The organism is Acuticoccus mangrovi (genome assembly GCF_016411865.1).
Classification (GTDB): Bacteria; Pseudomonadota; Alphaproteobacteria; order Rhizobiales; family Amorphaceae; genus Acuticoccus; species Acuticoccus mangrovi.
On the sequence record NZ_JAEKJA010000009.1, the window covers coordinates 35,453 to 60,759 of the forward strand.

The window sequence follows — 25,307 nt, forward strand, 5'->3', positions numbered from 1 at the left end:
GCCGCGATGGGACTGTCCCACATCGATTAACTCGCTCCTTAAAAGAGCGCGTCCGACCCCTTGAATGGCACGAAGGTTGCAATTCGACGGGGCGAAAGGACGCACATCGCCATGATCTACGATCCCTTCATGCAGCGCGCGATCGACCTCTCCCGCGAGGCGGTGGAGACGGGTGAAGGCGCACCATTCGCCGCGGTGGTGGTGAAGGACGGCATGATCATCGGCGAGGGCATCAACCGTGTGGCCGAGGCCTACGACGCGACGGCCCACGGCGAAGTGGAGGCGATCCGCGACGCCGGTCGCCGGCTCGGGACGTGGGATCTGTCGGGCACCGCGCTCTACACCACGTGCGAGCCCTGCGCGATGTGCGTCGCGGCCATCTACTGGGCCCGCATCGACCGCGTCTACTACGCCAACACGCTGGCCGATGCCGAAGCGCTCGGGTTCGACATCGCCACCCTCGAGGCGCTGGTCAAGAGCCGGCCGGCCGATCGCGCCACACCGTACGAGCCGCTGATGCGCGAGAGCGCCCACGGGGTGCTCGAGGACTGGTCGCGCGCGCCGACCTTCCGCAGCTTCTGACGCGCTCAATCGCTTCACGACGGAGAGAGCAATGACAAAAGTCGACCCCTTCGCCTTCTGGTCCCGCGGTATCGGGAGGCGCCAGTTCCTGGCGGGCTCCACCGCGCTCGGCGCGATGGCGGCCACCGGCCTCGGCCCCCGCCGGGCCCACGCCGAGGAAACCCTCAACATCCTCACCTGGCCCGGTCACGCCGACCCGGCCGTCGTCGGCCCCTTCGAGGAAAAGTACGGCGTCGACGTCGTCGCGAAGGAGTATGTCGGCGGCGAGAACATGCTGGCGCTCGTCAACCAGTCGCCGCCGGGCACCTACGACGTGGTGCTGTCGGACGCCGAGTACGTAGTCATGCTGCGCGACGGCGGCTTCATCGAGGAGATGGACCCGGCCGACTATCCGTTCGACAGCCTCTTCCCCGAGTTCAAGAAGTTCCCGGGCCACTGGCTCGATGACAAGCTCTACTCGATGATCATCCGCTTCGGGTATCTGGGCCTCGCCTACCGCACCGATGCGCTGACCAAGGAAGAGGTCGAGTCCTACGCCATCATGTGGGACGAGAAGGTGAAGGGCGGCGTCGGCTTCTTCGACTGGTACCTGCCGTCGATGGGCTGCCTCTCCCTCTATAACGGCAACGAAAAGCCCTTCGATATCGACGATGCCGCCTTCGACAAGCTGAAGGAGACGCTGTTCTCCCTCGCCCCGCAATCGTCAGGCTTTTATTCGATGGCCGACACCTTCTCCTCGCTCACCTCGGGCGCGGCGAAGTGCATTCCGGGCATCGGCGACTGGATCACGCTGCTGCTCGCCAAGGACGGCGTGCCCGTCGACGCCACCGTCCCCAAGGAGGGCGGCATCCAGTGGACCGAATCCATGTCCATCATGGCCGGCTCCACCAAGAAGGACCTCGCCAAGGCCTTCATCCAGTACATGACCTCGGCCGAAGGCCAGATGCGCTCGGCGATGATGCCCGCCTACAACGCGTCGATCCCCTCGAAGCCCGGCTGGGAAATGCTCAACGCCGAGCACCCCGACGAGGCGGTGCGCCTGCGCATGACCTTCGACGACCGCAACGTTCTCGACGAATACGCCGAGGGCAAGATCCACATCCGCCGCACGCCCGTTCAGCAGGACATCGAGACCTGGAACGACGCTTGGACGGAATTCAAGTCGCTCTGAGGCCGGCGGGACCCATGGCGCACGGTCGCCCCACGAAGCGGCGGGACATGTTTCCCGCCGCTTTCATCCTGCCGCCGCTCGTGTGGCAGGCGTCGTTCTTCATCACGCCGCTCGTCTTCCTCGTGTGGATGTCGTTCTGGCGGGTGAAGAATTTCCGCCTGACGCGGGACTTCGTGACCGCCAACTGGGAGCGGATCTACAACGCCGGCTTCTTCTACGACGCCTACGTCCACACCTTCACGCTCGCCACCGTCAACGCGCTGGTGGTGTCGGTGCTCGCCTTTCCGGCGGCCTATTTCCTGGCCTTCCGCGCCGGGCCCAAGGTGCGCCAGCTCGCCATCGTGTTCCTGGTGACGCCGTTCTTCACGAGCTACCTCGTGCGCATCTATTCGCTGCAGATCATTCTGGCCGAGCACGGCATCATCAATTCGGCCCTCGGCCTCGTGGGGCTCGGCCCCATCACGATGCTCAGCACCTCCTTCGCCACCGTCGTCGGCTTCCTGACGCTGACGCTGCCGCTCGTGATCCTCGTCCAGCTCCTCGCCCTGTCGCAGGTCGACAAGCGGCTGATGGAGGCGGCCTCCAACCTCGGCGTGCCGCCATTTGAGGCGGTGTTCAAGGTGGTGATCCCGTCAGCCAAGGTGGGGCTGATCATGGCCGGCACTTTCGGCTTTCTGCTCTCGTTCGGCGACTATGTGAGCCCGCTCTTCCTCGGAGGCTCCAAGCCGCCGACGCTGTCGATCCTCATTGCCGACCAGGTGAAGTCCGGCAACAACTGGCCGCGCGCCTCGGTGGTGGCGGTCACGATGGTGGTCACCCTCGTCGCCGTCCTCCTTCTGATGACGAGCCTCGCCTACGCCAAGAGGGGGAAGAAATGACCCGCGGCGACAAGATCCTCTCCGTCTATCTCGCGGCGATCTTCGTCTTCATCCTGGCGCCGATCGTCACGCTGATCGTGTTCTCCTTCAACGCCGACCGGTTCCCCTCGCTCCCCTGGAGCGGGTTCAGCCTCGAATGGTACGAGGCGATCGCGTCGGACTCGACGATCCACACCGGCTTCAAGAACTCGCTCATCGTGGCGGTGGCGACGGCGGTGATCTCGACCATCCTCGGCTTTTGCGCCGCCTACACCGACTATCGCTTCAAGTTCTTCGGCAAGATGGGGTTTCTGGCGCTCGCGGCGATGCCGCCCACGGTGCCGGTGGTGATTTTGGGCATCGCCAACCTCACCTTCATGGCGCAGATCAACCTCGCCGGAACGCTGCAGGCGGTGATCCTCGGTCACACGGTCTATTGCGCGCCCTTCGCGATGGCGCTCATACGCATCCGCCTCGCCGATCTCGACCCCGACATCGAGCCCGCCGCCTGGAACCTCGGCGCCACCCGCATGACGACGGTGCGCCAGGTGGTGCTGCCCTTCTGCCGCCCGGCGATCTTCTCGGCGATGGCGATCACCGCCGCCGTCTCGTTCGACGAGTTCATGATCGCCTGGTTCGTCTCGGGCATCAACGAAACCCTGCCGGTGCGCATCCTCGCGATGCTCCAGGGCCAGGTCAGCCCGCGCATCAACGCCGTGGGCAGCCTCGTCTTCCTGGTGACGATCACCCTCGTCCTGATCGCCCAGGCCGCCGTCTACTCCTTCCGGAAGACCCGCCGAAATGTCTGAGCCGATCCTCACCCTCGACGCCGTCGAAAAGCGCTACGGCGCCGACGTCGCGGTCGAGCGCATCGACCTTGCCATCGACAAGCGCGAGTTCATCGTCCTGATGGGCCCCTCGGGCTGCGGCAAGACCACGACGTTGCGCATCCTCGCCGGCCTCGAAACGCCGACGGCCGGCGAGGTCCGCCTCTGGGGCCGGCCCATCAACGACGTACCGCCCTGGCAGCGCGAGATGCCGATGGTGTGGCAGAGCTATGCGCTCTTCCCCTTCCTCGACGTGCGGCGCAATGTCGAGTTCGGCCTCAAGCAGCGCGGCGGCATGTCCGCGGGCGAGCGGCGGAAGAAGGCGCTCGAATGGCTCGACCGCCTCGGCATCGCCCATATGGAAAAGCGCGGCATCCATCAGCTCTCGGGCGGTCAGCGGCAGCGCGTGGCGCTCGCCCGGGCGCTGGCGCTGGAACCGGAAGTCCTTCTCCTCGACGAGCCGCTGTCGGCCCTCGACGCCCACCTTCGCATCCGGATGCAGGGCGAACTCTCCCGCCTCCACTCCGAGCTCGGCATCACCTTCGTCTACGTGACGCACGCCCAGTCCGAGGCCTTCGCGCTCGCCGACCGCGTCGTCATCATGAGCGAGGGGAGGGTGCAGCAGATCGGCGCCCCGCGCGAAATCTACCGCGCCCCGGCGAGCCGGTTCGTGGCCGACTTCATCGGCGCCTCCAACGTCGTCGGCGGCACCGTGGTGGAGGAAAAGGACGGGACGGTGGTGCTCGAAACCCCCGTCGGCCGTCTCGAAGCCACCGGGAGCCGCGCCAAGGGGGCGGCCGGCGCGCTCTCGATCCCGGCCGACTGGATCGCCGTCGAGCCGGCGGGGGAGGCGACCGACGGCACCGCCGTCGAGGGCCGCCTCGTCACCGAGGATTTTACGGGTGCCGTCGTCACCCTCTACGTGGAGCTCCACGACGGCTCCCAGTTCTTCGTGCAGAAGCAGCAGCACGAGATCGAACGCCTGTCGCTGAAACGCGGCACCCGCGTGCGTCTCTCCTGGCCGCTCGAGCACGCCACCATTCTGCCCGAGTAGTCCCCATGCCTCTCTTCATCAAAGACGCGACGCTGTTGCCGGTCGGCGGGCCGGGCGGCCTCACCCCGGCGACGGGATCGATGCGGGTCGTCGGCAACTCGATCGCCGCCATCGGCGCCGGGCTGACGCCGGAGCCCGGCGACACCATCGTCGACGGCACCGACCGGCTGGTGATGCCGGGCCTCGTCAACAGCCACATCCATTCGAGCGAGGGCCTCTTCAAGGGCCGCTACGACAACCTGCCGCTCGAACTGTGGATGCTGCTCGCCTATCCGATCGTCGGCGCCAGCGCGGCGTCGGAGCGGCTCGTCTATCTGCGCACCATGCTGTCGGCGGCGGAGGGCTTGCGCACCGGCTCCACCTGCCACACCGACGACATCTACGAGGCGCCCAAGCAGGACATCGGCCGTCTCGCCGCCGTCTTCCACGCCTATCGCGACGTCGGCATGCGGGCGACCATCTCCGGCCACGTGATGGACAAGCCCTTCCTCGACACGATCCCCTTCGCCCGCGAGATCGTGCCCGCCGATCTCCAGGCCGAGTGCGACGCCGTCGCCGTGCCCGCCGTCGCCGACTACATGGCCTTCGCCCGGGAGGCCTTCGCCAAGCTCCACGGCATGGAAGGCCGGCTCAACTTCATGATGGCCCCGTCGGCGCCCCAGCGGTGCACGGCCGAAATGTTCCAGGCCATCGACGAGCTCGCCCGGTCCAACGGAACGCCCCTCCACACCCACATCGTGGAGACCAAGCTCCAGGCGATCACCGGCCCGGTGATGTACGGCAAGACGCTGGTCGAGCACATGAAGGCGATAGGCGTCCTGCACGACGGGGTCACCATCGCCCACTCCATCTGGGTGACCGACGACGACATCCGGCTTCTGGGCGAAGCGCGTGCCTCCATCGTGCACAACATCCTGTCGAACCTGAAGCTCGGGTCGGGGCTCGCGCCGGTGAAGCGGCAGCTCGAAGCCGGCGTCAACGTCGCGCTCGGTTCCGACGGGGTGTCGACCGCCGACGCGCCGCGCATGTTCGACGTCGTCAAGGCCGCCGGCCTCACCCACAAGATCGGAACGCCCGACTATACGCGCTGGCTCACCGCCGGCGAGGTGCTGACAGCCGCCACTCTCGGCGGTGCGCGCTCGGCCCGCCTCGGCGACGTGACGGGCTCGCTGGAGGTGGGCAAGCGCGCCGATTTTCTGGTGCTCGACATGCGCACGGCGAACTTCACCCCCCTCAACGACATCCTCAACCACCTCGTCTATTCGGAGAATGGTTCGTCCATCGAGGCGGTCTATGTGGACGGGGAGAAGGTGATGGAACACGGCACCCTGACGCGGGTGAACGAGGCCGAGCTGCTCGCGGAACTGCGGCAGATCGTGCCCGAATACCTTGCCCGCCACGCCAGGACCGAGATCGACAACGAGCGCATGATGGACTTCTTCGCCGCCATCCACCGCCGCGCCGCCGAGACCGACATCGGCATGCACCGCCTCGGCACGGAGCCCGCGTTCCGATGAGAATGGCCGACCTCGCCTTCACCGAATACGAGGCGCTTGTCCGGGAGAAATCGCCCATCGTGGTGATCCCCTGCGGCGCGCTCGAGCAGCACGGGCCGCATCTGCCGCTCGCCACCGACGCGATGATCCCGACGATGCTCGCCGAGCGCTTCGTGCCCGCCTTCGGGGGGATCGTGGCGCCGACCTTCACCTATGGCGTGCGCTCGCAGCCCAAATCCGGCGGCGGCAACCATTTTTGCGGCACGACGAGCCTCTGGGGCTCCACATACGCGCTGATGGTCGCCGACATCGTCGAGGAGTTCGGCCGGCACGGGGTGAAGAAGATCGTCATGCTCGACGGTCACACCGAGAACCAGCCCTTCCTGGTCGAGGGCGTCGAGCGGGCGCTCGTCAACTTGCGCCGCGACGGGATCACTGATGTTCGCGTGATCCGTCTCGCCTACTACATGGCGATCGACGCGAAGCTCCAGGCGACGCTGTTTCCGGACGGGCTCCTGTCGTGGGACCTCGAGCACGCCGCGGTGATGGAGACCTCGGTGATGATGGCGCTGTCCCCGTCCCACGTGCGGCTCGACAGGATCCCCGACGATCCACCCGCCGATTTCCCCATCTACGAGACGTTCCCCATCGACCCGGCGCCGATCCCCTGCCACGGTGTGTTGTCCTCGGCGAAATCCGCGACCGCCGAGAAGGGGCGGGCGGTGGTGGACACCCTCGTCGCCGAATTTTCGGACCTCATCCCGCGCGCCTTCCGGTAACGCCATGCTCGATCTTCTCATCACCAACGCCACGCTGCCCGACGGGCGTACCGGTATGACGATCGCCGTCCTCAACGGGCAGATCGAGGCGATCGTCGAAGGCCCCCTCGACACTCCCGCGGAGACGACCATCGACGCCGGCGGTAACCTCGTCTCCCCGCCGCTCGTCGACGCGCACTTCCACCTCGACGCCACTTTGGCGCTGGGCACCGGGGGCAAATACAACGAGTCCGGCACCCTCGCCGAAGGCATCCGCCTCTGGGGCGAGATCCGGCCGCTGCTGTCCGCCGACGACTTCAAGCGCCGCGCCCTCGACTATTGCGGCCTCGCCATCGCCCAAGGGATGGGCGCGATCCGCACCCATGTCGACGTCACGCCCGACGATCTCCTCGCGGTGGAGGTGCTGTCGGAGGTGAAGCGGGAGGTGGCCGACCTCATCGACATCCAGATGGTCGCCTTCCCGCAGATGGGCTACTTCTCTAAGCCCGAGATGGCGGACAACATGACCCGCGCCCTCGACATGGGCGTGGAAGTCGTGGGCGGCATCCCCCACCTCGAACCCACCTACGAGTTGGGGCAGGAATCGATCCGCGTTCTGACGAAGATCGCCACCGAGCGCGGCCTGATGGTCGACCTCCACTGCGACGAGAACGACGACCCCAACTCCCGCCTCATCGAAACCCTGACCTATGAGACGACCCGCCTCGGTCTTCGCGGCAAGGTGACGGGCTCGCACCTCACCTCGATGCACTCGATGGACAATTTCTACGCCAACCGGCTGATCGTGATGATGGCGAAGGCGGGGATCCACGTGGCGTCGAACCCGCTCGCCAACATGTTCCTGCAGGGGCGCTTCGACACCTACCCCAAGCGGCGCGGGCTGACGCGCATTCCCGAGCTGATCGCCGCCGGCTGCCGTGTCGCCATGGGGCACGACAGCGTGCTCGACCCCTGGTATCCGCTGGGCCGGGGCGACATGCTCGACGTCGCCTTCATGGCGGTGCACGCCTCGCACATGTCGAGCCGCACCGAGATGCCCGTGGTGTTCGACTGCGTGAGCGGGGCGGCGGCCGAGATCATGGGGCTCGAAAGCTACGGGCTCGAAGACGGGTGCCGGGCGGACTTCGTGATCCACCAGGCGGCGGACACCATCGAAGCCATTCGGCTGCGCCTGCCGCGGCTCGCCGTCATTCGTACCGGCAAGGTAATCGCGCAGAACGCGCCGACGGTGACGAGCCTTTCGTTCGGCGATCCCGTGGAGATCGCCGCCGTCGGCCGTCCCGCCCACTGAGGGGATCCCGCCACCCCGGCGGGGCTCAGTCGCCGTTGGCGAGGAGGTCGCGCATCGCCTGCTGGAAGCGGGCCGCGATCTGGTCGCGGTGCACGTGACGGCCGTCGGCGACGCGCTTCGCACCGCCGACCCAGACGCCGTCGATGCCGATCCCCTCGGCGAACACGAAGTGGTCGAGCGTCTTCGCCCGGGGAAGCCAGTCGACCGCCGACATGTCGAGGGTGACGAGGTCGGCGGGGTGGGCGACGGCGATGCCGTGGGGCGCGCCGAGCGCGCGGCCGCCGCCCGCGAGCGCTTCCTCAAGGAGGTGGAGGCCGGTCGAGCCGCCGGGCCGAGCGATCGCGTTGCGCGAGCGGTGGGCGAGGCGTTGGGCGTACTCCAGCTGGCGCAGCTCGCCGGCGAGCGAGATCTGGATGTTGGAGTCCGAGCCCACGCCGAAGCGCCCGCCCTCTTCGAGGAAGGCGAGGGCGGGGAAGATGCCGTCGCCGAGATTGGCCTCGGTCAGCGGGCATAGGCCGGCGGTCGCCCCGCTCTTCGCCATCGCCGTGCATTCGGCCTCGGTCATGTGGGTGGCGTGGATCAGGCACCAGCGCTCGTCGACGGGCGCATGATCGAGAAGCCACTCCACCGGCCGCGCCCCGGACCAGGCGAGGCAGGCGTCGACCTCCGCCGTCTGCTCCGACACGTGGATGTGGATCGGACCGCCGCGCGCGAGCGGCAGGATCGCGGTGAGCTCGTCCGGGGTGACGGCGCGCAGGCTGTGCGGCGCGATCCCGAGGACGCCGCCGGGGAGGGCGGCGACGAGCGCGGCCGCCCGCTCCATCAGCCTCGCATAGGCGTCGAGATCGTGGATGAAGCGGCGCTGCCCGTCGAGGGGCGGCGCGCCGCCGAAATCGGCGTGGGCGTAGAAGACCGGCAACAGCGTGAGGCCGATGCCCGCCTCGCAGCTCGCCGCGACGATGCGCTCGGCCATCTCGGCAGGGTTGGCGTAGGGCGCGCCGGTGGTGTCGTGGTGGAGATAGTGGAACTCGCCGACGCGGCAGAAGCCCGCTTCGAGCATTTCCATATAGAGCTGCGCCGCCACCGCCTCGGCGTGCTCGGGCCCCATGGTCAGGCCGAAGCGGTACATCTCCTTGCGCCAGCTCCAGAAATTGTCGTCCGCGGGGCCGCGCGTCTCGGCGAGCCCGGCCATCGCGCGCTGGAAGGCGTGGCTGTGGAGGTTGGCGATTGCCGGCAGGAGGCAGGGCGCGATCTCGTCGCCCGCCTGCGCCGCCACGCCGACCTCCACCGTCTCGATCATCGCGCTGGCAAAGGTGACGCGGACGTCGTGGGCAAGGCCCGACGGCAACAGGGCGGTCTCGGCGTGGATCGCGGTCATCGTAGTCTTCCTTGCGAGCGGGTGGCGACTTTAGACTTGCTTTGTGTCCATATAAGTATATACATAAATGCAAAGTACACAACTGGGCCGATGTCCGACGGGGAGTGGATGATGGCGAAAGGCGATCGGATCTGGACCAACGCGCGGCTCGCGACGCTTGACCCCGAAAAGGCGGGGCTCGGCGTGGTGGAACAGGGTGCGCTCGCGGTGCGCGGCGACCGCATCCTCTTTGCCGGCTCCCGCGACGATCTCCCCGCCGACATCGCCGATGGCGCCGAAACGATCGACGCTGGCGGGCGCTGGGTCACCCCCGGCCTCGTCGACTGCCACACCCATCTCGTCCACGCCGGCAACCGGGCGCGCGAGTTCCAGATGCGCCTCGCCGGCGCCTCCTACGAGGAGATCGCGCGGGCGGGGGGCGGCATCGTCTCCTCCGTCACCAACGTGCGCGAGGCGAGCGAGGACGAGCTCGTCACCGAGACCCTGCCGCGCCTCGACGCGCTGATCGCCGAGGGCGCCACCACGGTGGAGGTGAAATCCGGCTACGGCCTGTCGGTCGCCGACGAGGTGAAGATGCTGCGCGCCGCCCGCCGCCTCGGGACCGAGCGCGCCGTCGCCATCACCACCTCCTATCTCGGCGCCCACGCGGTGCCGGCCGACTACAAGGGCCGCAACGGCGAGTTCATCGCCGACGTGGTGCTGCCGGGGCTGTCGGCGGCGGCCGAGGAGGGTCTCGTCGACGCGGTGGACGGGTTTTGCGAAGGCATCGCCTTTTCGCCCGATGAGATCGCCAAGGTGTTCGACGCCGCCGTCGCGCTGGGGCTTCCCGTCAAACTCCACGCCGACCAGCTTTCGAACCTTCACGGCGGGGCGCTCGCGGCGCGCTATGGGGCGCTGTCGGCCGACCACCTCGAATATCTCGACGAGGCGGGCGCCAAGGCGATGGCGGACGCCGGCACCGTCGCGGTGATCCTGCCGGGCGCCTTCTACTTCATCCGCGAGACCAAGAAGCCGCCCGTGGAGGCGCTGCGCGCCCACGGCACCGCCATCGCGCTTGCCACCGACAACAACCCCGGCACCTCGCCGCTGACCTCGCTCCTCCTCACCATGAACATGGCCGCCACCTTTTTCGGGCTGACGGTGGAGGAGTGCATTGCCGGCATCACCCGCGAGGGGGCGCGCGCCCTCGGCCGCCTTGCCGACATCGGGACGCTCGAGGCCGGCAAGCGCGCCGATTTCTGCCTGTGGGACATCGATGACCCCGCCGAGCTCGTCTACCGCATCGGCTTCAACCCGCTTCACGCCCGCGTCTATGGCGGCGCGTTCTGAGGATTTTTCGATGATCACCCTCACCCCCGGCGCGGTCCCGCTCGAAGACCTTGCGACGATCTACCGGACGAAGGCGCCCGCGCGGCTCGACCCGTCCTTCGACGCCGGGATCGTCCGCGCCGCCGAGACCATCGCCGCCATCGCGGCCGGTGAGGCGCCCGTCTATGGCGTCAACACCGGCTTCGGCAAGCTCGCCTCCATCAAGATCGACGCCGCCGACACCGCCACCCTCCAGCGCAACCTGATCCTCTCCCACTGCTGCGGCGTCGGCGCGCCGTTGGCGGAAGAGATCGTGCGCCTCGTGATGGTGCTGAAGCTGATCTCGCTCGGCCGGGGGGCGTCGGGCGTGCGGCTCGAGCTGGTGCGGCTGATCGAGGGGATGCTCGCAAAAGGCGTCACCCCGGTGATCCCCGAAAAGGGGTCGGTGGGCGCGTCGGGCGATCTCGCCCCGCTCGCCCACATGGCCGCCGTGATGATGGGGGAGGCGGAGGCCTTCTATGCCGGCGAGCGGATGGCGGGCGCCGAGGCGCTCGCCCGCGCCGGGCTCGTCCCGGTGGTGCTCTCGGCAAAGGAGGGGCTCGCCCTCATCAACGGCACGCAGGTGTCGACGGCGCTGGCGCTCGCGGGGCTCTTCCGCGCCCACCGCGCGGCTCAGACGGCGCTCATCACCGGCGCGATGTCGACGGATGCGGCCATGGGCTCTTCCGCCCCCTTCGTCGAAGGCATCCACACCCTGCGCGGCCACGCCGGCCAGATCGACACGGCGAAAGCCTTGCGCGGGCTCCTCTCGGGCTCGGAAATCCGCGAAAGCCACCGCGAGGGGGACGAGCGCGTGCAGGACCCCTACTGCATCCGCTGCCAGCCCCAGGTGGACGGGGCGTGCCTCGATCTCCTCCGAATGGCCGCCCGTACGCTGGAGATCGAGGCCAACGCCGTCACCGACAACCCGCTGGTGCTCGACGACGGCAGCGTCGTCTCCGGCGGCAATTTCCACGCCGAGCCGGTGGCCTTCGCCGCCGACCAGATCGCCATCGCCGTGTGCGAGATCGGCGCCATCGCCCAGCGCCGCATCGCGCTGCTGGTGGATCCGGCCCTCTCCTACGGGCTGCCGGCGTTCCTCGCCAAGGCGCCGGGGCTGAATTCGGGTCTGATGATCGCCGAAGTCACCTCCGCCGCCCTGATGAGCGAGAACAAGCAGATGGCGCACCCGGCCTCGGTGGACTCGACGCCCACCTCGGCGAACCAGGAAGACCACGTGTCGATGGCCTGCCACGGCGCCCGCCGCCTTCTGGTGATGACCGACAACCTCGCCGCCATCATCGGCATCGAGGCGCTGACGGCCGCCCGCGGCATCGAGTTCCGCGGCCCCCTCGCCACGAGCCCCGAGCTGACGAAGGCGATCGCCGCCGTGCGGGCGCGCATCACCCGCCTCGACGTCGACCGCTACATGGCGCCCGATCTCGAAGCGGCCGCCGGTCTCGTCGCCGACGGGACGCTGGCGGGCGCCGTGTCGGGCGACCTTCTCGTGCGCCTCGAGGCGTGAGATTCAACGGGCGATAGCCGCCCTTTTGCAGTCGGGAGACGACAGACGATGGCCGATCCGCGTCACAACATGCGAGACGTGCGGGCCCCGCGCGGAACGACGCTCAACGCCAAGAGCTGGGTGACCGAGGCGCCGCTGCGCATGCTGATGAACAACCTCGACGCCGAGGTGGCCGAGCGGCCGCACGATCTCGTCGTCTATGGCGGCATCGGCCGGGCGGCGCGCACCTGGGACGATTTCGACAAGATCGCCGCCACGCTGAAGACGCTGGAAGAGGACGAGACGCTGCTCGTCCAGTCCGGCAAGCCGGTGGGTGTTTTCAAGACCCACAAGGACGCCCCGCGCGTTCTGATCGCCAACTCGAACCTGGTGCCGCACTGGGCGACCTGGGACCACTTCAACGAGCTCGATAAGAAGGGGCTCGCCATGTACGGCCAGATGACGGCCGGCTCCTGGATCTATATCGGCACCCAGGGCATCGTGCAGGGCACCTATGAGACCTTTGCCGAGGCGGGGCGCCAGCATTTCGGCGGCGATCTCACCGGCAAGTGGATCCTGACGGGCGGTCTCGGCGGGATGGGCGGCGCTCAGCCGCTCGCCGCGGTGATGGCGGGGGCGTGCTGCCTTGCCGTGGAATGCGACGAGACCCGCGTCGATTTCCGCCTCAGAACCCGCTACGTCGACGCCAAGGCCCACACCCTCGACGAGGCGCTCGCCCTCATCGACCAGTGGACGAAGGCGGGGGAGGCGAAGTCCGTCGGCCTCATCGGCAACGCGGCGGAGGTGTTTCCCGAGCTCGTCGCGCGCGGGGTGAAGCCCGACATCGTCACCGACCAGACGTCGGCCCACGACCCGATCCACGGCTATCTGCCGCTCGGCTGGAGCGTCGCCGAGTGGCGCGCCAAGCAGGAGAGCGACCCGAAGGCCGTCGAGGCCGCCGCCCGCGCCTCCATGAAGGTGCACGTGAAGGCGATGGTCGACTTCTGGGAGATGGGCGTGCCGACCCTCGACTACGGCAACAACATCCGCCAGGTGGCGAAGGATGAGGGCCTCGAGAACGCCTTCGCCTTTCCGGGCTTCGTGCCGGCCTATATCCGCCCGCTGTTCTGCCGGGGCGTCGGCCCGTTCCGTTGGGCCGCGCTGTCGGGCGACCCCGAAGACATCTATAAGACCGACCAGAAGGTGAAGGAGCTGATCCCGGACGACGCGCACCTTCACACCTGGCTCGACATGGCGAAGGAGCGCATCGCGTTCCAGGGCCTGCCGGCGCGGATCTGCTGGGTGGGGCTCGGGGAGCGGCACCGGCTGGGGCTCGCCTTCAACGAGATGGTGCGCAATGGCGAACTGAAGGCGCCCATCGTGATCGGCCGCGATCACCTGGATTCCGGTTCCGTCGCGTCCCCCAACCGCGAGACCGAGGCGATGAAGGACGGCTCGGACGCGGTGTCCGACTGGCCGCTTCTGAACGCGCTCCTCAACACCGCCTCGGGGGCGACCTGGGTGTCGCTGCACCACGGCGGCGGCGTCGGGATGGGGTATTCGCAGCACTCCGGCATGGTGATCTGCTGCGACGGCTCCGAAGACGCCGACCGGCGCCTCGCCCGCGTCCTGTGGAACGACCCGGCGACGGGCGTCATGCGCCACGCCGATGCCGGCTACGACATCGCCATCGAATGCGCCAAGGAGAAGGGGCTGCGGCTCCCGGGCATCCTCGGCAACTGAGGCCCCGCGACAATGCCGGATGCGGACATCTCGACGGGGATGATAGATCTTCAATAGCGCCGCGTTGGCGGCGGTTCGACGACGATGAGAGGCCCCATGTCCGACTTGCCAACCCACGTTCACATCATGGAGGTCGGACCGCGCGACGGGCTCCAGATGGAGGCGCGCCACCTCGCGACGGCCGACAAGGTGGCGCTGGTCGAGCACCTCGCCGACGCGGGCCTCACCGAGATCGAGGTCGGCTCGTTCGTCAACCCGGCCCGGGTGCCGCAGATGGCGAACACCGAGGAGGTGTTCGCCGCGCTGCCGCGGCGGCCGGGCGTCGCCTATCGGGCGCTGTGGCTCAACCGGCGCGGGCTGGAGCGTGCCGTCGCGACGGGCGTCGACCTCACCGCCAAGCTCTCCATGGCGGCGAGCGACACGTTCAGCCGCAAGAATGTCGGCCGCTCCGTCGAGGAGACGCTGGCGGCGATGCCGGAGTGGCTGGCGATCTATGCCGAGGAGGGGCTCCGGGACGTCTCGCTCAGCATCATGACGACGTTCGGATGCACCTATGAGGGCTATGTGCCCGAGACGCGCACCGTCGAGCTCATCGGCCGCGTGATCGCGCTGCTCGACGAGCACGGCTTCCGCCTCGCCGAGGCCGATCTGGCGGACACCACGGGGTGGGCGAACCCGCTCTACGTCCAGCGGGTGATCGGCGCGGTTCGCGACAGGTGGCCGGATCTCAAGATCAAGCTGCACCTCCACGACACCCGCGGCTGCGGCATCGCCAACGCGCTCGCCGGGCTCGAGATGGGCGTCGACCGGTTCGATGCCTCGATCGGCGGCCTCGGCGGCTGCCCGTTCGCCGGTCTCAAGGGGGCCGCCGGCAACATCGCCACCGAGGACTTCGCCTTCCTCTGCGCCGAGATGGGTCTGGCGACCGGGCTCGATCTCGACCGGCTGACCGAGGCGGCGCGTTTTGCCGAGGAGAAGGTCGGCCGGCCGCTGCCGGGCAAGGTGTTCCGCGCCGGCCATGTCCATCCGGGCGCGGCGTGAGGGTCGGGCGCGCGCATCGTCTATAGATACGGGTGAGGTGAGTCTCGCGCCGGGTGGCTCAGCGGGGGGCAGGTGCCGACGCCGCGCGGCACGAGGGGAGAGCGAATGTCGAAGCCGATCCACCAGCGCATCTTCGAGGACATCGAAGCCCGGATCATGGACGGCCGGTGGCAGCCCGGGCAGCGCATCCCCTACGAGTACGAGCTGGAGGAGGAGTATGGCTGCTCGCGCATGACCGTGAACAAGGCGCTGAGCGCGCTCGCGGGCCGCGGCATGATCGTGCGCAAGCGGCGGGCCGGATCGTTCGTGGCGCAGCCGCAGATCGACCGCACGGTGATGCAGATCCAGGACATCGGCGCCGCGGCCGAGCTCGCCGGGCACGACTATTCCTACGAGATCACCTCCAGCAGGGTCGACCGGCTCGACGCCGACGAGGCCGCCCAAGTCGGCGTTGCGGACGAGGCGGAGGTGCGCCGGGTGACGTGCCTCCACTTCGTCGACGGCGAGCCCCACGCGCTCGAGAAGCGCCTCATCATGCTCGATGCGGTGCCGGCGGCGCGGTCCGAGACGTTCGCGACGAAGTCGCCGGGGAGCTGGCTCCTGGAGCAGGTGCCGTGGTCGGCGGCGAAGCACGTGATCAAGGCGGTTCCGGCGGACGCCGCCAGCGCGCGCGCGCTGCAGATGCAAAAGGGTGCGCCTTGCCTCCTGTTGACCCGCCAGACCTGGCAGGGGGGGCGGATGGTGACCTCCGTCGAGATCACGCATCCGGGCGACCGCTATCAGTTCACCGGCTACTTCCAGCCGAACGACCCGACCTCCTGAGCGGCGCGGGGAGGGGCGATCGCCGCCAATTCGCACGCAATCCGCCTGCTGATCTATATGGCATGATGCGTACTAATTGATCAATTAATTAATCTTGTCACTCGTCTAATTCGTCGGTAGGCTTTGCGCGTTTGCGGGACCGAAGGGTTCTGTTGGACCGATAGGAGATCCCATGGCTGAGGGACAAAGCCTGCTCGATCCGGCGCTCTATGCGCGCGTTCGCCTGCCGCTCCTGCAGGCCGAAACTCTGCCCCCCTGGTGCTACACCTCCGACAGCTTCTTCGAGAGCGAGGTCGACACGATCTTCCGCCGCATGTGGAACTTCGTCGGCCGCGTGGACGAGATCGCCGAACCCGGCGCCTACATGACCGTCGACGTGTGCGGCGAGCCGCTCTTCGTGGTGCGCGACGCCGAGGGCGCCATCCGCGCCTTCGCCAACACCTGCCGCCACCGCGGCGCTCGCCTGCTCTGCGGCATGGGCCAGAAGCGGGCGATCAGCTGCCCCTATCACAGCTGGACCTACGGGCTCGACGGGGCGCTGCGCGGCGCGCCCGGCATGGAGGAGACCGAAGGCTTCGACCGCAGCCGGTACGGCCTCATCCCCGTCGCCATCGACATCTGGGCGGGCTTCGTGTTCGTCAGTCTCGATCCGGACCCGGCGCCGCTCGCCGATCAGCTCGGCAACCTGCCTGAGGTCTTCGCCTCCTATAGGTTCGAGGACATGGTCTGCGTCCAGCGCACCGAATACGACCTCGCCTGCAACTGGAAGATCTACATCGAGAACGCGATGGAGGACTACCACACCGCGACGGTGCATCGGAAATCCATCGGCACCCAGAAGACCGTACGCGAGGAGGCGGTGGGCGACTGGGACGCGATCTTCATGCCGGCCGAGGCGACCATCGCCGTCCTTCCCGGCGACACCACCCCGTTCCCGACGATCCCCTCGCTGAAGGGGCGCCCCGCCGTCGGCACCTACTTCACGGTGCTCTATCCGAACACCTTCTTTGCCAGCACGCTCGACTGCATGTGGTGGCTCCAGGCCCTTCCCGAAGGGCCGGGGCGCTGCAAGGTGATCCACGGCGTGTGCTTCCCGAAGGACACCGCCGCCCGCGACGACTTCGCCGCCGTGCTCCCCCGCTACAACCGGCGCTGGGAGAAGTCGCTCGGCGAGGACAACGGCATCTCCGAGGAGCAGCAGGTGGGGCTCAACTCGCGCCTCGGCGGCCCGGGGCGCTTCTCCATTCACGAACCGATCGTGCACGCCATCGGCAATTGGGTGCTCGACCGTGTGCTCGCCGACGATCCGCGCGCGTGAGCTACAACTGGAACTTCGGGATCATCTGGGACTACCGCTTCGTCTATGTGTACGGAGCGCAGACCACGGTGGCCCTCAGCATCGTGGGGGCGGTGTTCGCGATCCTCATCGGCCTCTTCGTGGCGCTGGCGCGCCAGAGCGCGCCCAAGCCGGTGGCCCTCCTTGCTTCGGCCTACGTGGAGTTCCTGCGCAACACGCCGCTGCTCGTGCAGATCTTCTGGATCTTCTACTGTCTGCCGGTGCTGACGGGGGCGAGCTTCACCGCCTTCTGGGCGGCGGCGATCAGCCTGTCGATCCACTTCTCCGCCTATTTCGCGGAGATCATCCGCGCCGGGATCGCCTCCATCGACCGGGGGCAGACCGATGCCGCCCGCATCCTCGGCTTCAGTTACGCGCAGACGATGGCGCGGATCATCCTGCCGCAGGCGTTCCGCCGCATCCTGCCGCCGCTCGTCAACATGATCGCCGACATCGTCAAATTGTCCTCGCTCGCCTCCGTCATCGGGGTCTATGAGCTGATGCACTCGATCAACAACGCTATCATGAACACCTTCCGCCCGCTGGAGCTCTATTCGGCACTCGCGGTGGTGTATTTCATCATCATCTATCCGGTCGCCTTCGTGGCCCGGCGGGTCGAGCTGAGGCTCGCCAAGCGATGACCCTGGCCCTCTCCGTCCGCGACCTCACGCTCGACTACGGCGATCTCAAGGTGCTGAAGGGCGTGACGTTCGACGTTGCCGCCGGCGAGGTGCTGTGCGTCATCGGCCCGTCGGGATCGGGCAAGAGCACGCTGCTGCGCTGCGTCGCCTATCTCGAGGACCACTTCGGCGGCGCCATTCGGGTGGACGGCGAGCTGCTCGGCCGGCGCGAGCGGGGTGGCAAGGTCGTGCCGGTGCGCGGCGCGGCGCTGCGCAAGGTGCAGGGCAAGGTCGGCATGGTCTTCCAGCACTTCAATCTGTGGCCGCACATGTCGGCGCTGCGCAACGTGATGGAGCCGCTCACCGTGGTGAAGCGCATGGACCGGGAGGCGGCGCGGGCGCTCGCGATGGAGAACCTCGCCAAGGTGGGGGTCGCCGACAAGGCCGACGCCTACCCGCCGCGCCTCTCCGGTGGCCAGCAGCAGCGCGTCGCCATCGCCCGCGCCCTCGCGATGCAGCCCCGCGTGATGCTGTTCGACGAGGCGACCTCCTCGCTCGACCCCGAGCTCGTCAACGAGGTGCTCGGGGTGATGCGCCAGCTCGCGGAGGAGGGGATGACGATGCTCGTCGTCACCCACGAGATGGAGTTCGCCAAGAAGGTCGCCGACCGGGTGATCTTCATGGATGGCGGCGTGATCGCCGAAGAGGGGCCGCCCGCGCAGCTCTTCGACCATCCCCGCGAGGCGCGCACCCGCGCCTTCCTGTCTCTCATCGACCACGACCTTGCCGGCGATCCCGCCTGAGGACGTCCGTCCAACCCGGAGAAGGAGACCTGCCCATGACCTTGCCGACCCCCGTGAAGATCGCCGTGGCCGCCGCTCTCGCGGCCGCGATGGTGCCCGCGACCGCCATGGCGCGGGACATCGAGGACATCGTGCAGTCGAAGAGCTTCCACATCGGCGTGGTGCCGTTCGACGTCGACATCATCAAGGACCCGACCGGCAGCGACTATACGGGCGTGTTCGTGGAGGCGATCGAGCACGTCTGCGAGGAGATCAAAGTGACGTGCGAGTTCCAGGAGTACACCTGGCAGAGCTTCATCGGCGCGCTTCAGTCCGGTCAGATCGATCTGTCGATCGCCACCACCTACGCCACCATCCCGCGGGCGACGGCGGTGCTCTTCTCGGATCCGATCTACGATCTCGGCTACAAGGCGGTGACCAAGGAGGGGGACGACCGGTTCACGAGCGTCGCCGACCTCGACAGCTCCGACGTGATGGTCGCCGTGGCGCAGGGCACCGGCCAGATGGCCTGGGTGCAGAAGGTCGCCCCCAAGGCGCAGCTGCGCGTGGTGCCGACGGAGGAGGGGGCGCTCCTGGAGGTGGTGACGGGCCGCGCGATGATCGCGATCAGCGCCTCGGCCGCCGCCGACCACGCGCTCAAGACCCAGCCCGGTCTCGCCGAGGCGCTGGGCGGCAACATCTTCGACGTGAACCAGGTGGCCTGGGCGATGAACCGCAACGACATCGGCCTGAAATTCTTCGTCGATACGGCGCTCGGCAAGCTGAAGGCCTCGGGCCTCCTCGAAGAGCTCGCCAACAAGTACGATGCGCCCTGGAAGGGCACCATCGCCAAATGACCATCCGCGGGCCGGCAGGGCCGGCCCGCCTCCCCGGAGGACCCTATCGATGCCGCGCAAGACCCTCCGCCCCGCCTCGCTCGATTTCCAGCCTCGCCCCACCTACCCCTATTCGCCGGGCGCCACCGATGGCCGGCTGATCCTTACCGCCGGTCAGGTGGCGTGGGGACCCGACGGCGCGCTGGTCGGGCTCGGCGACATCACCGCCCAGACCCGCCAGACGCTGCGCAATGTGGAAGCGGTCCTGAAGGAGGCCGGGGCGACGTTCGACGATGTCCTGAAGTGCAACGTGTACCTCAAGGACATGGCTCACTTTCAGGCGATGAACGACGAGTTCGCCCGCGCCTTTCCCACCGATCCGCCCGCCCGCACCACCGTGCAGGCCCACCTTGCGGAGCCGGAGATGCTGGTGGAGATCGAAGCCATCGCCAGCCTCGGCTAAGCCGATCCAACCCGAGAGTCGATCCATGACAACCAGCGAGTCCGCGCCCACGCGCCCCGTTCGCGTGCACGTCCACAACCGCGAGGGGCTCGGCCCCGTCTTCGAGGTGAGCGAACGGCGGTGGGCGGAGGCGCTGGAGCGTCATCCGGAGATCGCCGCCCGCCTTTCGGCGAGCTTCAGTCGGACCGACGAGGCGCTGGAGGCGGGCCTTGCCGACGCCGACGCGCTGTTCTGCTGGGACGTGCCGCGCGAGAATATGGCAAGCCGCGCCCCGCGCCTGAAGTTCGTCCACGTGCACGGCGCCGGGGTGAGCCATTTGCGGCCGTTCGACTGGCTGCCCGCCGGGGTGAGCCTCATCAACAGCCGCGGCGTCCACGGCAGCCGCGCCGCCGAGTACGCCATGATGGCCGTGCTGATGATCAACAATCGCGTGCCCGAGATGGTGACGAACCAACGGGCCGGCCGCTGGCAGCAGCTCTTCAACACCGCCATCGAGGGCAAGACCCTGCTGATCATCGGCGTCGGATCGGTAGGGGGGTCGGTGGCGGGCCTCGCGAAGGCGTTCGGCATGCACGTGATCGGCGTGCGGCGCACGGGCGCCCCGCGTGAGCATATCGACGAGATGCACACGCCCGACGCGATCCCCGCCCTGGTGCCGCGGGCCGACGTGATCCTGATGACGGCGCCGCACACCGAGGCCTCGCACCATCTCCTCGGCGCCGCCGAGCTCGATCTCATGAAGGAGGGCGCGGGTCTCGTGAACTACAGCCGCGCCGGGCTGGTGGACTATGCCGCGCTCGAGGCGAAGCTGCGCCGCGGCGAGGCGAGCGCCGTCCTCGACGTGTTCGACCCGGAGCCGCTGCCGGCCTCCTCGAGCCTGTGGACGGCGCCGAACCTCATCATCACGCCGCATTCCTCCTCCGACGACGCCGACGCCTACACCCCCCGCACCCTCGACCTGTTGATGCGCAACCTCGCCAACGTCGCCGCAGGGCGGGCGCTGGAGAACGAGGTGGACCTCGCCCTCCAATACTGACCTCAGAACTTCGTCAGATAGGTCTCGACCTCCCAGGCCGAGACCTGGTTGTGATAGTCCCACCATTCCTTCTTCTTGAGCTCGACGTAGGAGGCGAAGAGGGCGTCGCCCATCACGGCGCGCCCGAGCGGATCGCGCTCGAAAGCCTCGATGGATTCAAGAAGGGTGCGCGGCAGCAGCGTCACGCCGAGCGTATCGAGTGCGGCGTCGTCGAGCTCGTACATGTTGACCGGGATCGGATCGCCGGGGTCGAGATCCTGCTCGATGCCGTCGAGACCCGCGGCGAGCATCATGGCGGCGGCGAGGTAGGGGTTCAGCGAGGTGTCGACCGCGCGGCACTCCCAGCGCGCGCCCGAGGTGGACTTCGAGGCCTGCGACAGCATCGGCACGCGCAACATGTGGGTGCGGTTGTTGCCGCCGTAGGAAACGAAGATCGGCGCCCAGGTGTAGCCCGTCATCGAGCCCGTCTTGATGAGGCGCTTGTAGGAATTCACCGTGGGGCAGGTGGTGGCGACGATCGCCGGCGCGTGCCGCTTCACCCCGGCGATGAACTGGTAGGCACGCTTGGAGAGGCCGCAGCCGCGCGGATCGGCGGCGTCGCCCGACACGTTGCGGCCGCTCTCGATGTCGGCGAGGGACATGTTGAAGTGCGCCCCGCTGCCGGTCCGATCGGCGTAGGGCTTCGGCATCATGGTCGCCTCCCAGCCATATTTGCGGGCGATCTCCTTCATCATCAGCCGCCAGATCACGAAGCGGTCCGCCATGGTCACGGCGTCGGCGTAAGCGAAGTCGAACTCGAACTGGCCGTTGGCGTCCTCGTGGTCGAACGAGTAGACGTCCCAGCCCATCGCGTTCATGTGGCCGACCACCTCGTCGAGGAACTCGTAGTTGAGGAGGGTCGAGGACAGGTCGTAGGCGGCACGGGCCATATCGTCGGCAGCGTGGTTGGGGGCGATGCCGTTGAGCGCGGCCGGGTCGCGCCGTACGATGTAAACCTCGCACTCGATCCCGAGATTGAACACGAGCCCCATGTCGGCGGCCCGCTTCATCTGCTGCTGCAAGATGGTGCGCGAGCACATCGGCCACGGCTCGCCGTGATAGCGCAGCTCGCCCGGGATCAGCGCCACTTCCGGGCGCCAGGGCAGCTGCACCACGTGGGACGGGTCGGGGTGAAGGGCGAGCTCGTCGTCCTGCGGGCCCTGGCCGAGGCCGTCGAGGGCGGCGCCGGTGAAGAGCTCCGAGCCCGACATCATGCGCCCGAAGTGGGAGAGCGGCACCGACTTGGTCTTCGGCACGCCGTGCACGTCGACATAGAACGGCAGGCAATATTTCACGCCAGCCTTCGCCAGCGCCGACTTGGTGTCGGCCACCTGATGGGGCAGGGAGGGGTCGGCGGTGGTGACGTCGAGTGCGCTCATGAACGGCTCCGCGTTTGGCTCGCAAGGATGGGCAAGATCGGGCGCGAGACGCCGCGATCATCCGAGCGAGCGAAGCGTGGGCCATATTAATTAATTAGTCAATTAGTGCTCGCGACGGCGGCCATTCTCTCCGTCGTCTCCTGCTATTGGGTGGCGTCGCGCTCCTCCGGGGTGTGTCCCAGAAGCTGCCAGATCACGTTGCGGAAGCCGCCGATCCCGGCCTTGAGATCGTAGCCCGGAAGGATGACGGCCCGCACCATGATGCCGTCGAGGTGGGTGGAGATGTGGTCGGCGAGCTCGTTGGGATCGACCTCGCGGAAGAGGCCGGCCGCGATCCCGTCGCGGACCGCGTCGGCGAGGAGCTGGCGCTCCTTGTCGTAGAAGGACTCGATCGACGCGTCGATCACGGGATCGGTCTCCGCCGCGCCTTTGTAGTCGAGGCAGATCTTGACGAACTTCTGAACCCGCTCGAAGTAGTCGAGGTGAATGGTCAGCCACTCGTCGATGACGATCGGTGGGTTCGTCGCATTCGCCTCGAGGGTTTCGAAGTCCTTGAAGATTTGGTCGATGGCGCTCTCGAGCGTGGCGCGGAAGAGGCCTTCCTTGTTGCTGAAGTAGTAGTAGATCAGCGCGGTGTTGACGCCGGCGGCGTTGGCGATGTCCTTGATCGTCACCGAGGCGAAGTTGCGCTGGGCGAACAGATCGAAGGCGACGTTCATGAGCATTTCGGCCCGCTTGGCGCTCATCGCCTCGCCGCCGCGTGCCGCGCGCGACCGGGTGCGTTTCTCGGATGAGGGAATTGCGCTCACTCGCCTACTCATGTCCGCGCCGCGAAAAAGGGTGCCCGGACGCTTCGCCGGGGGCAGGGGGCGAGCCGGATGGTCCGCCCCGCTTGCCGCACTCATTTGGACCAGCACCCCTTGCAAAGGCAAGTTGCGCCGCCGGCGCGCACAAAGGGGCGGCGTGCCGCCCCGCAACGGGTCTTCGACGCGGCCTACTCGATGCCGCGCTTGGCGAGCGCCTGCTCGACGCGCTCCACGTCGATCGGGTTGTTGACCTCCCAGAAGAGCTGGTTGTCGTCCTTCACCTCGACGCAGCGCACGGGAATGCCGTTTTCGAGGAAACGCAGCTGCTCCAGGCCCTCGTGGGTCTCCAGCGTGCCGACGTCGAAGCTGGTGTAGCGGCCGATCGCGGCCGCCGTGTAGGCGTAGAGGCCGACGTGGTGGTAGATCGGCGGCAGATCGGCGGCCGCCTTGTCGGAATAGGGGATCACTTCCTTGGAGAAGTAGAGCGCGCGCATGTCGTTCGCCATCACCGCGGTGGTGCCGCCGACAGTGCCGTTGGCGCGATCCTCGCGGAAGCGCCCGATGGTCTCCTCGTCGCACCGCAGCACCGGGGTCGCCACCGCCATGTCGCCGATCTCGTCGATCAGCGCCGTCACGAAATGGGGCGGGGTGAGGGGCGCGTCGCCCTGGAGGTTCACGAGGAGGTCGGGCGCGGCGGGGAGCTTCGCAAGCACCTCCGCGCAGCGCTCGGTGCCGTTGCGGCACTCGCGCGACGTCATCACCACCTTGCCGCCGAAGGCGCGGGCGTGGTCGGCGATGCGCTCGTCGTCGGTGGCGACGATCACGTCGTCGACGCCGCCGACCTGCACGCCGACGTCGTAGGTGCGCTGCAGCAGCGTCCGCGCCTTGCCGGAGGCGCCTTTCAACTCCACGAGCGGCTTGCCGGGAAAGCGGCGGGACTCGTAGCGGGCCGGGATGACGATGATAACGCCCACGGGAACCTTGTCTGTGTGCGCCGCCGCCCGAGGGCGGCCGGCTGGCGGGAAGGATGGCCCCCGCATGATGCGGATGCCGGGAGGAAGGGGCGCCGAAGCGACGTCCCGAGCGTCAAACGATGCCGGCCGTCACACGATGCCGAGCGACAGAAGGTCCTGCAGATGGACGAGGCCGACGACCTCTTCCGGCCTGTCGACGCCCATGACGAAGAGGGCGGCGACCTTGTGGCGCTCGCACATCGACAGGGCGTCGACGGCGAGATGGTCGGCACCGATGCGCAGCGGGTTGCCGCCCATGATCTCCGTCGCCGTCTTGTGGAAGATGTCGCCTTGGAGGAGCGCCCGGCGCAGGTCGCCGTCGGTGACGACGCCGACGAGGCGGCCATCGGCGTTCACCGCCGTCACCCCGCGCCGTCCCTCGGTGATGGTGGCGATGACCTCGCTCAGCGGCGCGTCGTGGTTGACGTGCGGCACGCTGCGCAGGTGCGGGCGCATGTCGAGCAGGTCCGTCATCCGCAGGAGCTGCGCGCCGAGCTTGCCGGCAGGGTGGAACTTGGCGAAGTCGGTGCGCTTGAAGCCGCGGGCCCTGATGAGGGCGGCGGCGAGGGCGTCGCCATAGACCAGGGAGAGCGTGGTCGACGTCATCGGCGCCAGCGAGAGCGGACACGCTTCGGGCGCGCGGGGCAGCTCCAGGATGATGTCGGCGTAGCGGCCGAGCGAGGAGTCGGGCCGCGCCGTCATGGCGATCAGCGTTACTCCGAAGCGGCGGCAATATTGTAGGAAAGGCTGGAATTCGATGCTCTCGCCGGAGTTCGAGATGGCGAGGACGATGTCGTCGTCGGTTACCATGCCGAGGTCGCCGTGCGCCGCTTCAGTGGCGTGGACGAAGAGGGCGGGGGTGCCGGTGGAGGCGAGCGTCGCGGCGATCTTGCGCCCGATGTGCCCCGACTTGCCGATCCCGGTGACGACGACCCGTCCCTTGCGCGCGAGGATGGCGTCGATGGCTTCCGTGAAGCTCGGTCCGACCGAAGCCTGCAGAGCCTTGAGACCGTTGATCTCGATCTCGATCGCGTTGCACGCTTCCTGAACGTAGTCGTCGGACCTGCCGATTGCGACCGCCTGGTCCATCACACTCTCCATTCTG

24 protein-coding genes are annotated in these 25,307 nt (G+C 68.0%); 19 read left to right on the forward strand and 5 right to left on the reverse strand.

Features of this window, described 5'->3' with window-relative positions:
- Positions 1 to 111 precede the first annotated feature (111 nt).
- Genes JCR33_RS12025 through JCR33_RS12060 form a run of 8 tightly spaced genes read left to right on the forward strand, consistent with a single transcriptional unit; the run spans position 112 to position 8,057 of the window.
- Positions 112 to 582: a nucleoside deaminase gene (locus tag JCR33_RS12025; RefSeq protein WP_198882330.1), complete on the forward strand. Its 471-nt coding sequence runs from the start codon at positions 112 to 114 to the stop codon at positions 580 to 582.
- 31 nt (positions 583 to 613) lie between these two features.
- The gene (locus JCR33_RS12030) at positions 614 to 1,753 is read left to right on the forward strand and encodes an ABC transporter substrate-binding protein (protein WP_198882331.1); all 1,140 of its coding nucleotides are present in this window, start codon (positions 614 to 616) and stop codon (positions 1,751 to 1,753) included.
- Between the two features lie 47 nt (positions 1,754 to 1,800).
- The gene (locus tag JCR33_RS12035; protein WP_211110253.1) at positions 1,801 to 2,631 is read left to right on the forward strand and encodes an ABC transporter permease; all 831 of its coding nucleotides are present in this window, start codon (positions 1,801 to 1,803) and stop codon (positions 2,629 to 2,631) included.
- The gene (locus JCR33_RS12040) at positions 2,628 to 3,419 is read left to right on the forward strand and encodes an ABC transporter permease (protein WP_198882333.1); all 792 of its coding nucleotides are present in this window, start codon (positions 2,628 to 2,630) and stop codon (positions 3,417 to 3,419) included. The genes JCR33_RS12035 and JCR33_RS12040 overlap by 4 nt, the downstream gene beginning before the upstream one ends.
- Positions 3,412 to 4,491 (forward strand): ABC transporter ATP-binding protein, encoded by a 1,080-nt coding sequence (locus tag JCR33_RS12045; RefSeq protein WP_198882334.1) that lies wholly within the window; start codon positions 3,412 to 3,414, stop codon positions 4,489 to 4,491. Before JCR33_RS12040 ends, JCR33_RS12045 begins: the two co-directional genes overlap by 8 nt.
- A gap of 5 nt (positions 4,492 to 4,496) precedes the next feature.
- Entirely contained in the window at positions 4,497 to 6,008 is a 1,512-nt protein-coding gene (locus JCR33_RS12050; RefSeq protein ID WP_198882335.1) for an amidohydrolase family protein, read from the forward strand.
- A complete protein-coding gene (locus JCR33_RS12055; RefSeq protein WP_198882336.1) occupies positions 6,005 to 6,766 on the forward strand; it encodes a creatininase in 762 nt (253 codons plus the stop codon). Before JCR33_RS12050 ends, JCR33_RS12055 begins: the two co-directional genes overlap by 4 nt.
- Positions 6,767 to 6,770: 4 nt before the next feature.
- A complete protein-coding gene (locus JCR33_RS12060) occupies positions 6,771 to 8,057 on the forward strand; it encodes a cytosine deaminase (RefSeq protein ID WP_198882337.1) in 1,287 nt (428 codons plus the stop codon).
- A gap of 25 nt (positions 8,058 to 8,082) precedes the next feature.
- Here JCR33_RS12060 and JCR33_RS12065 read toward each other — a convergent pair whose 3' ends face one another.
- A complete protein-coding gene (locus JCR33_RS12065; RefSeq protein WP_198882338.1) occupies positions 8,083 to 9,435 on the reverse strand; it encodes a formimidoylglutamate deiminase in 1,353 nt (450 codons plus the stop codon).
- A 111-nt stretch (positions 9,436 to 9,546) separates the two neighbouring features.
- Between JCR33_RS12065 and hutI the strand changes: the two genes are divergently transcribed.
- The 11 genes from hutI (at position 9,547) to JCR33_RS12120 (ending at position 20,965) form a co-directional block, all read left to right on the forward strand.
- Positions 9,547 to 10,764: an imidazolonepropionase gene (gene hutI / locus JCR33_RS12070; RefSeq protein WP_198882339.1), complete on the forward strand. Its 1,218-nt coding sequence runs from the start codon at positions 9,547 to 9,549 to the stop codon at positions 10,762 to 10,764.
- Positions 10,765 to 10,774: 10 nt separating this feature from the next.
- Entirely contained in the window at positions 10,775 to 12,307 is a 1,533-nt protein-coding gene (gene hutH, locus JCR33_RS12075) for a histidine ammonia-lyase (RefSeq protein WP_198882340.1), read from the forward strand.
- A gap of 48 nt (positions 12,308 to 12,355) precedes the next feature.
- The gene (hutU, locus tag JCR33_RS12080) at positions 12,356 to 14,029 is read left to right on the forward strand and encodes a urocanate hydratase (RefSeq protein WP_198882341.1); all 1,674 of its coding nucleotides are present in this window, start codon (positions 12,356 to 12,358) and stop codon (positions 14,027 to 14,029) included.
- Positions 14,030 to 14,125: 96 nt separating this feature from the next.
- Positions 14,126 to 15,070, forward strand: a complete 945-nt coding sequence (locus JCR33_RS12085; RefSeq protein ID WP_198882342.1) for a hydroxymethylglutaryl-CoA lyase — start codon at positions 14,126 to 14,128, stop codon at positions 15,068 to 15,070.
- Positions 15,071 to 15,175: 105 nt separating this feature from the next.
- Positions 15,176 to 15,892, forward strand: coding sequence for a histidine utilization repressor (gene hutC / locus JCR33_RS12090; protein ID WP_198882343.1), 717 nt, complete (start codon positions 15,176 to 15,178; stop codon positions 15,890 to 15,892).
- A 172-nt stretch (positions 15,893 to 16,064) separates the two neighbouring features.
- Positions 16,065 to 17,210, forward strand: a complete 1,146-nt coding sequence (locus tag JCR33_RS12095) for an aromatic ring-hydroxylating oxygenase subunit alpha (RefSeq protein ID WP_198882344.1) — start codon at positions 16,065 to 16,067, stop codon at positions 17,208 to 17,210.
- The gene (locus JCR33_RS12100) at positions 17,207 to 17,869 is read left to right on the forward strand and encodes an amino acid ABC transporter permease (protein WP_198882345.1); all 663 of its coding nucleotides are present in this window, start codon (positions 17,207 to 17,209) and stop codon (positions 17,867 to 17,869) included. The genes JCR33_RS12095 and JCR33_RS12100 overlap by 4 nt, the downstream gene beginning before the upstream one ends.
- The gene (locus JCR33_RS12105; RefSeq protein ID WP_198882346.1) at positions 17,866 to 18,651 is read left to right on the forward strand and encodes an amino acid ABC transporter ATP-binding protein; all 786 of its coding nucleotides are present in this window, start codon (positions 17,866 to 17,868) and stop codon (positions 18,649 to 18,651) included. Before JCR33_RS12100 ends, JCR33_RS12105 begins: the two co-directional genes overlap by 4 nt.
- A 35-nt stretch (positions 18,652 to 18,686) precedes the next feature.
- Complete coding sequence (locus tag JCR33_RS12110; RefSeq protein ID WP_198882347.1) at positions 18,687 to 19,487, forward strand: substrate-binding periplasmic protein; 801 nt, start codon at positions 18,687 to 18,689, stop codon at positions 19,485 to 19,487.
- Between the two features lie 49 nt (positions 19,488 to 19,536).
- The gene (locus tag JCR33_RS12115; protein ID WP_198882348.1) at positions 19,537 to 19,929 is read left to right on the forward strand and encodes a RidA family protein; all 393 of its coding nucleotides are present in this window, start codon (positions 19,537 to 19,539) and stop codon (positions 19,927 to 19,929) included.
- A gap of 25 nt (positions 19,930 to 19,954) precedes the next feature.
- Positions 19,955 to 20,965, forward strand: coding sequence for a D-2-hydroxyacid dehydrogenase (locus tag JCR33_RS12120; protein ID WP_198882349.1), 1,011 nt, complete (start codon positions 19,955 to 19,957; stop codon positions 20,963 to 20,965).
- Between the two features lie 2 nt (positions 20,966 to 20,967).
- Here the strand turns inward: JCR33_RS12120 and glnT are convergent, their stop codons facing one another.
- The 4 genes from glnT to JCR33_RS12140 all read right to left on the reverse strand — a co-directional run bounded on the left by glnT (position 20,968) and on the right by JCR33_RS12140 (position 25,291).
- A complete protein-coding gene (gene glnT / locus JCR33_RS12125) occupies positions 20,968 to 22,383 on the reverse strand; it encodes a type III glutamate--ammonia ligase (RefSeq protein WP_198882350.1) in 1,416 nt (471 codons plus the stop codon).
- Between the two features lie 143 nt (positions 22,384 to 22,526).
- Positions 22,527 to 23,129, reverse strand: a complete 603-nt coding sequence (locus JCR33_RS12130) for a TetR/AcrR family transcriptional regulator (RefSeq protein WP_198882351.1) — start codon at positions 23,127 to 23,129, stop codon at positions 22,527 to 22,529.
- A 248-nt stretch (positions 23,130 to 23,377) separates the two neighbouring features.
- Entirely contained in the window at positions 23,378 to 24,163 is a 786-nt protein-coding gene (locus JCR33_RS12135) for a 3-deoxy-manno-octulosonate cytidylyltransferase (protein ID WP_198882352.1), read from the reverse strand.
- 129 nt (positions 24,164 to 24,292) lie between these two features.
- Positions 24,293 to 25,291, reverse strand: coding sequence for a KpsF/GutQ family sugar-phosphate isomerase (locus JCR33_RS12140; RefSeq protein ID WP_198882353.1), 999 nt, complete (start codon positions 25,289 to 25,291; stop codon positions 24,293 to 24,295).
- Positions 25,292 to 25,307: the final 16 nt, after the last annotated feature.

Excerpts from the sequence above, each read along its gene's own strand:
- hutH (WP_198882340.1), top strand. The coding sequence starts at position 10,775 with ATGATCACCCTCACCCCCGGCGCGGTCCCGCTCGAAGACCTTGCGACG.
- JCR33_RS12085 (WP_198882342.1), top strand. The coding sequence starts at position 14,126 with ATGTCCGACTTGCCAACCCACGTTCACATCATGGAGGTCGGACCGCGC.
- JCR33_RS12115 (WP_198882348.1), top strand. The coding sequence starts at position 19,537 with ATGCCGCGCAAGACCCTCCGCCCCGCCTCGCTCGATTTCCAGCCTCGC.
- JCR33_RS12140 (WP_198882353.1), bottom strand. The coding sequence starts at position 25,291 with ATGGACCAGGCGGTCGCAATCGGCAGGTCCGACGACTACGTTCAGGAA.
- JCR33_RS12065 (WP_198882338.1), bottom strand. The coding sequence starts at position 9,435 with ATGACCGCGATCCACGCCGAGACCGCCCTGTTGCCGTCGGGCCTTGCC.
- hutC (WP_198882343.1), top strand. The coding sequence starts at position 15,176 with ATGTCGAAGCCGATCCACCAGCGCATCTTCGAGGACATCGAAGCCCGG.
- JCR33_RS12045 (WP_198882334.1), top strand. The coding sequence starts at position 3,412 with ATGTCTGAGCCGATCCTCACCCTCGACGCCGTCGAAAAGCGCTACGGC.
- hutU (WP_198882341.1), top strand. The coding sequence starts at position 12,356 with ATGGCCGATCCGCGTCACAACATGCGAGACGTGCGGGCCCCGCGCGGA.
- JCR33_RS12110 (WP_198882347.1), top strand. The coding sequence starts at position 18,687 with ATGACCTTGCCGACCCCCGTGAAGATCGCCGTGGCCGCCGCTCTCGCG.
- JCR33_RS12095 (WP_198882344.1), top strand. The coding sequence starts at position 16,065 with ATGGCTGAGGGACAAAGCCTGCTCGATCCGGCGCTCTATGCGCGCGTT.
- glnT (WP_198882350.1), bottom strand. The coding sequence starts at position 22,383 with ATGAGCGCACTCGACGTCACCACCGCCGACCCCTCCCTGCCCCATCAG.
- JCR33_RS12030 (WP_198882331.1), top strand. The coding sequence starts at position 614 with ATGACAAAAGTCGACCCCTTCGCCTTCTGGTCCCGCGGTATCGGGAGG.
- JCR33_RS12035 (WP_211110253.1), top strand. The coding sequence starts at position 1,801 with ATGTTTCCCGCCGCTTTCATCCTGCCGCCGCTCGTGTGGCAGGCGTCG.
- JCR33_RS12105 (WP_198882346.1), top strand. The coding sequence starts at position 17,866 with ATGACCCTGGCCCTCTCCGTCCGCGACCTCACGCTCGACTACGGCGAT.
- JCR33_RS12130 (WP_198882351.1), bottom strand. The coding sequence starts at position 23,129 with ATGAGCGCCAAGCGGGCCGAAATGCTCATGAACGTCGCCTTCGATCTG.
- JCR33_RS12050 (WP_198882335.1), top strand. The coding sequence starts at position 4,497 with ATGCCTCTCTTCATCAAAGACGCGACGCTGTTGCCGGTCGGCGGGCCG.
- hutI (WP_198882339.1), top strand. The coding sequence starts at position 9,547 with ATGGCGAAAGGCGATCGGATCTGGACCAACGCGCGGCTCGCGACGCTT.
- JCR33_RS12025 (WP_198882330.1), top strand. The coding sequence starts at position 112 with ATGATCTACGATCCCTTCATGCAGCGCGCGATCGACCTCTCCCGCGAG.
- JCR33_RS12040 (WP_198882333.1), top strand. The coding sequence starts at position 2,628 with ATGACCCGCGGCGACAAGATCCTCTCCGTCTATCTCGCGGCGATCTTC.
- JCR33_RS12055 (WP_198882336.1), top strand. The coding sequence starts at position 6,005 with ATGAGAATGGCCGACCTCGCCTTCACCGAATACGAGGCGCTTGTCCGG.
- JCR33_RS12120 (WP_198882349.1), top strand. The coding sequence starts at position 19,955 with ATGACAACCAGCGAGTCCGCGCCCACGCGCCCCGTTCGCGTGCACGTC.
- JCR33_RS12060 (WP_198882337.1), top strand. The coding sequence starts at position 6,771 with ATGCTCGATCTTCTCATCACCAACGCCACGCTGCCCGACGGGCGTACC.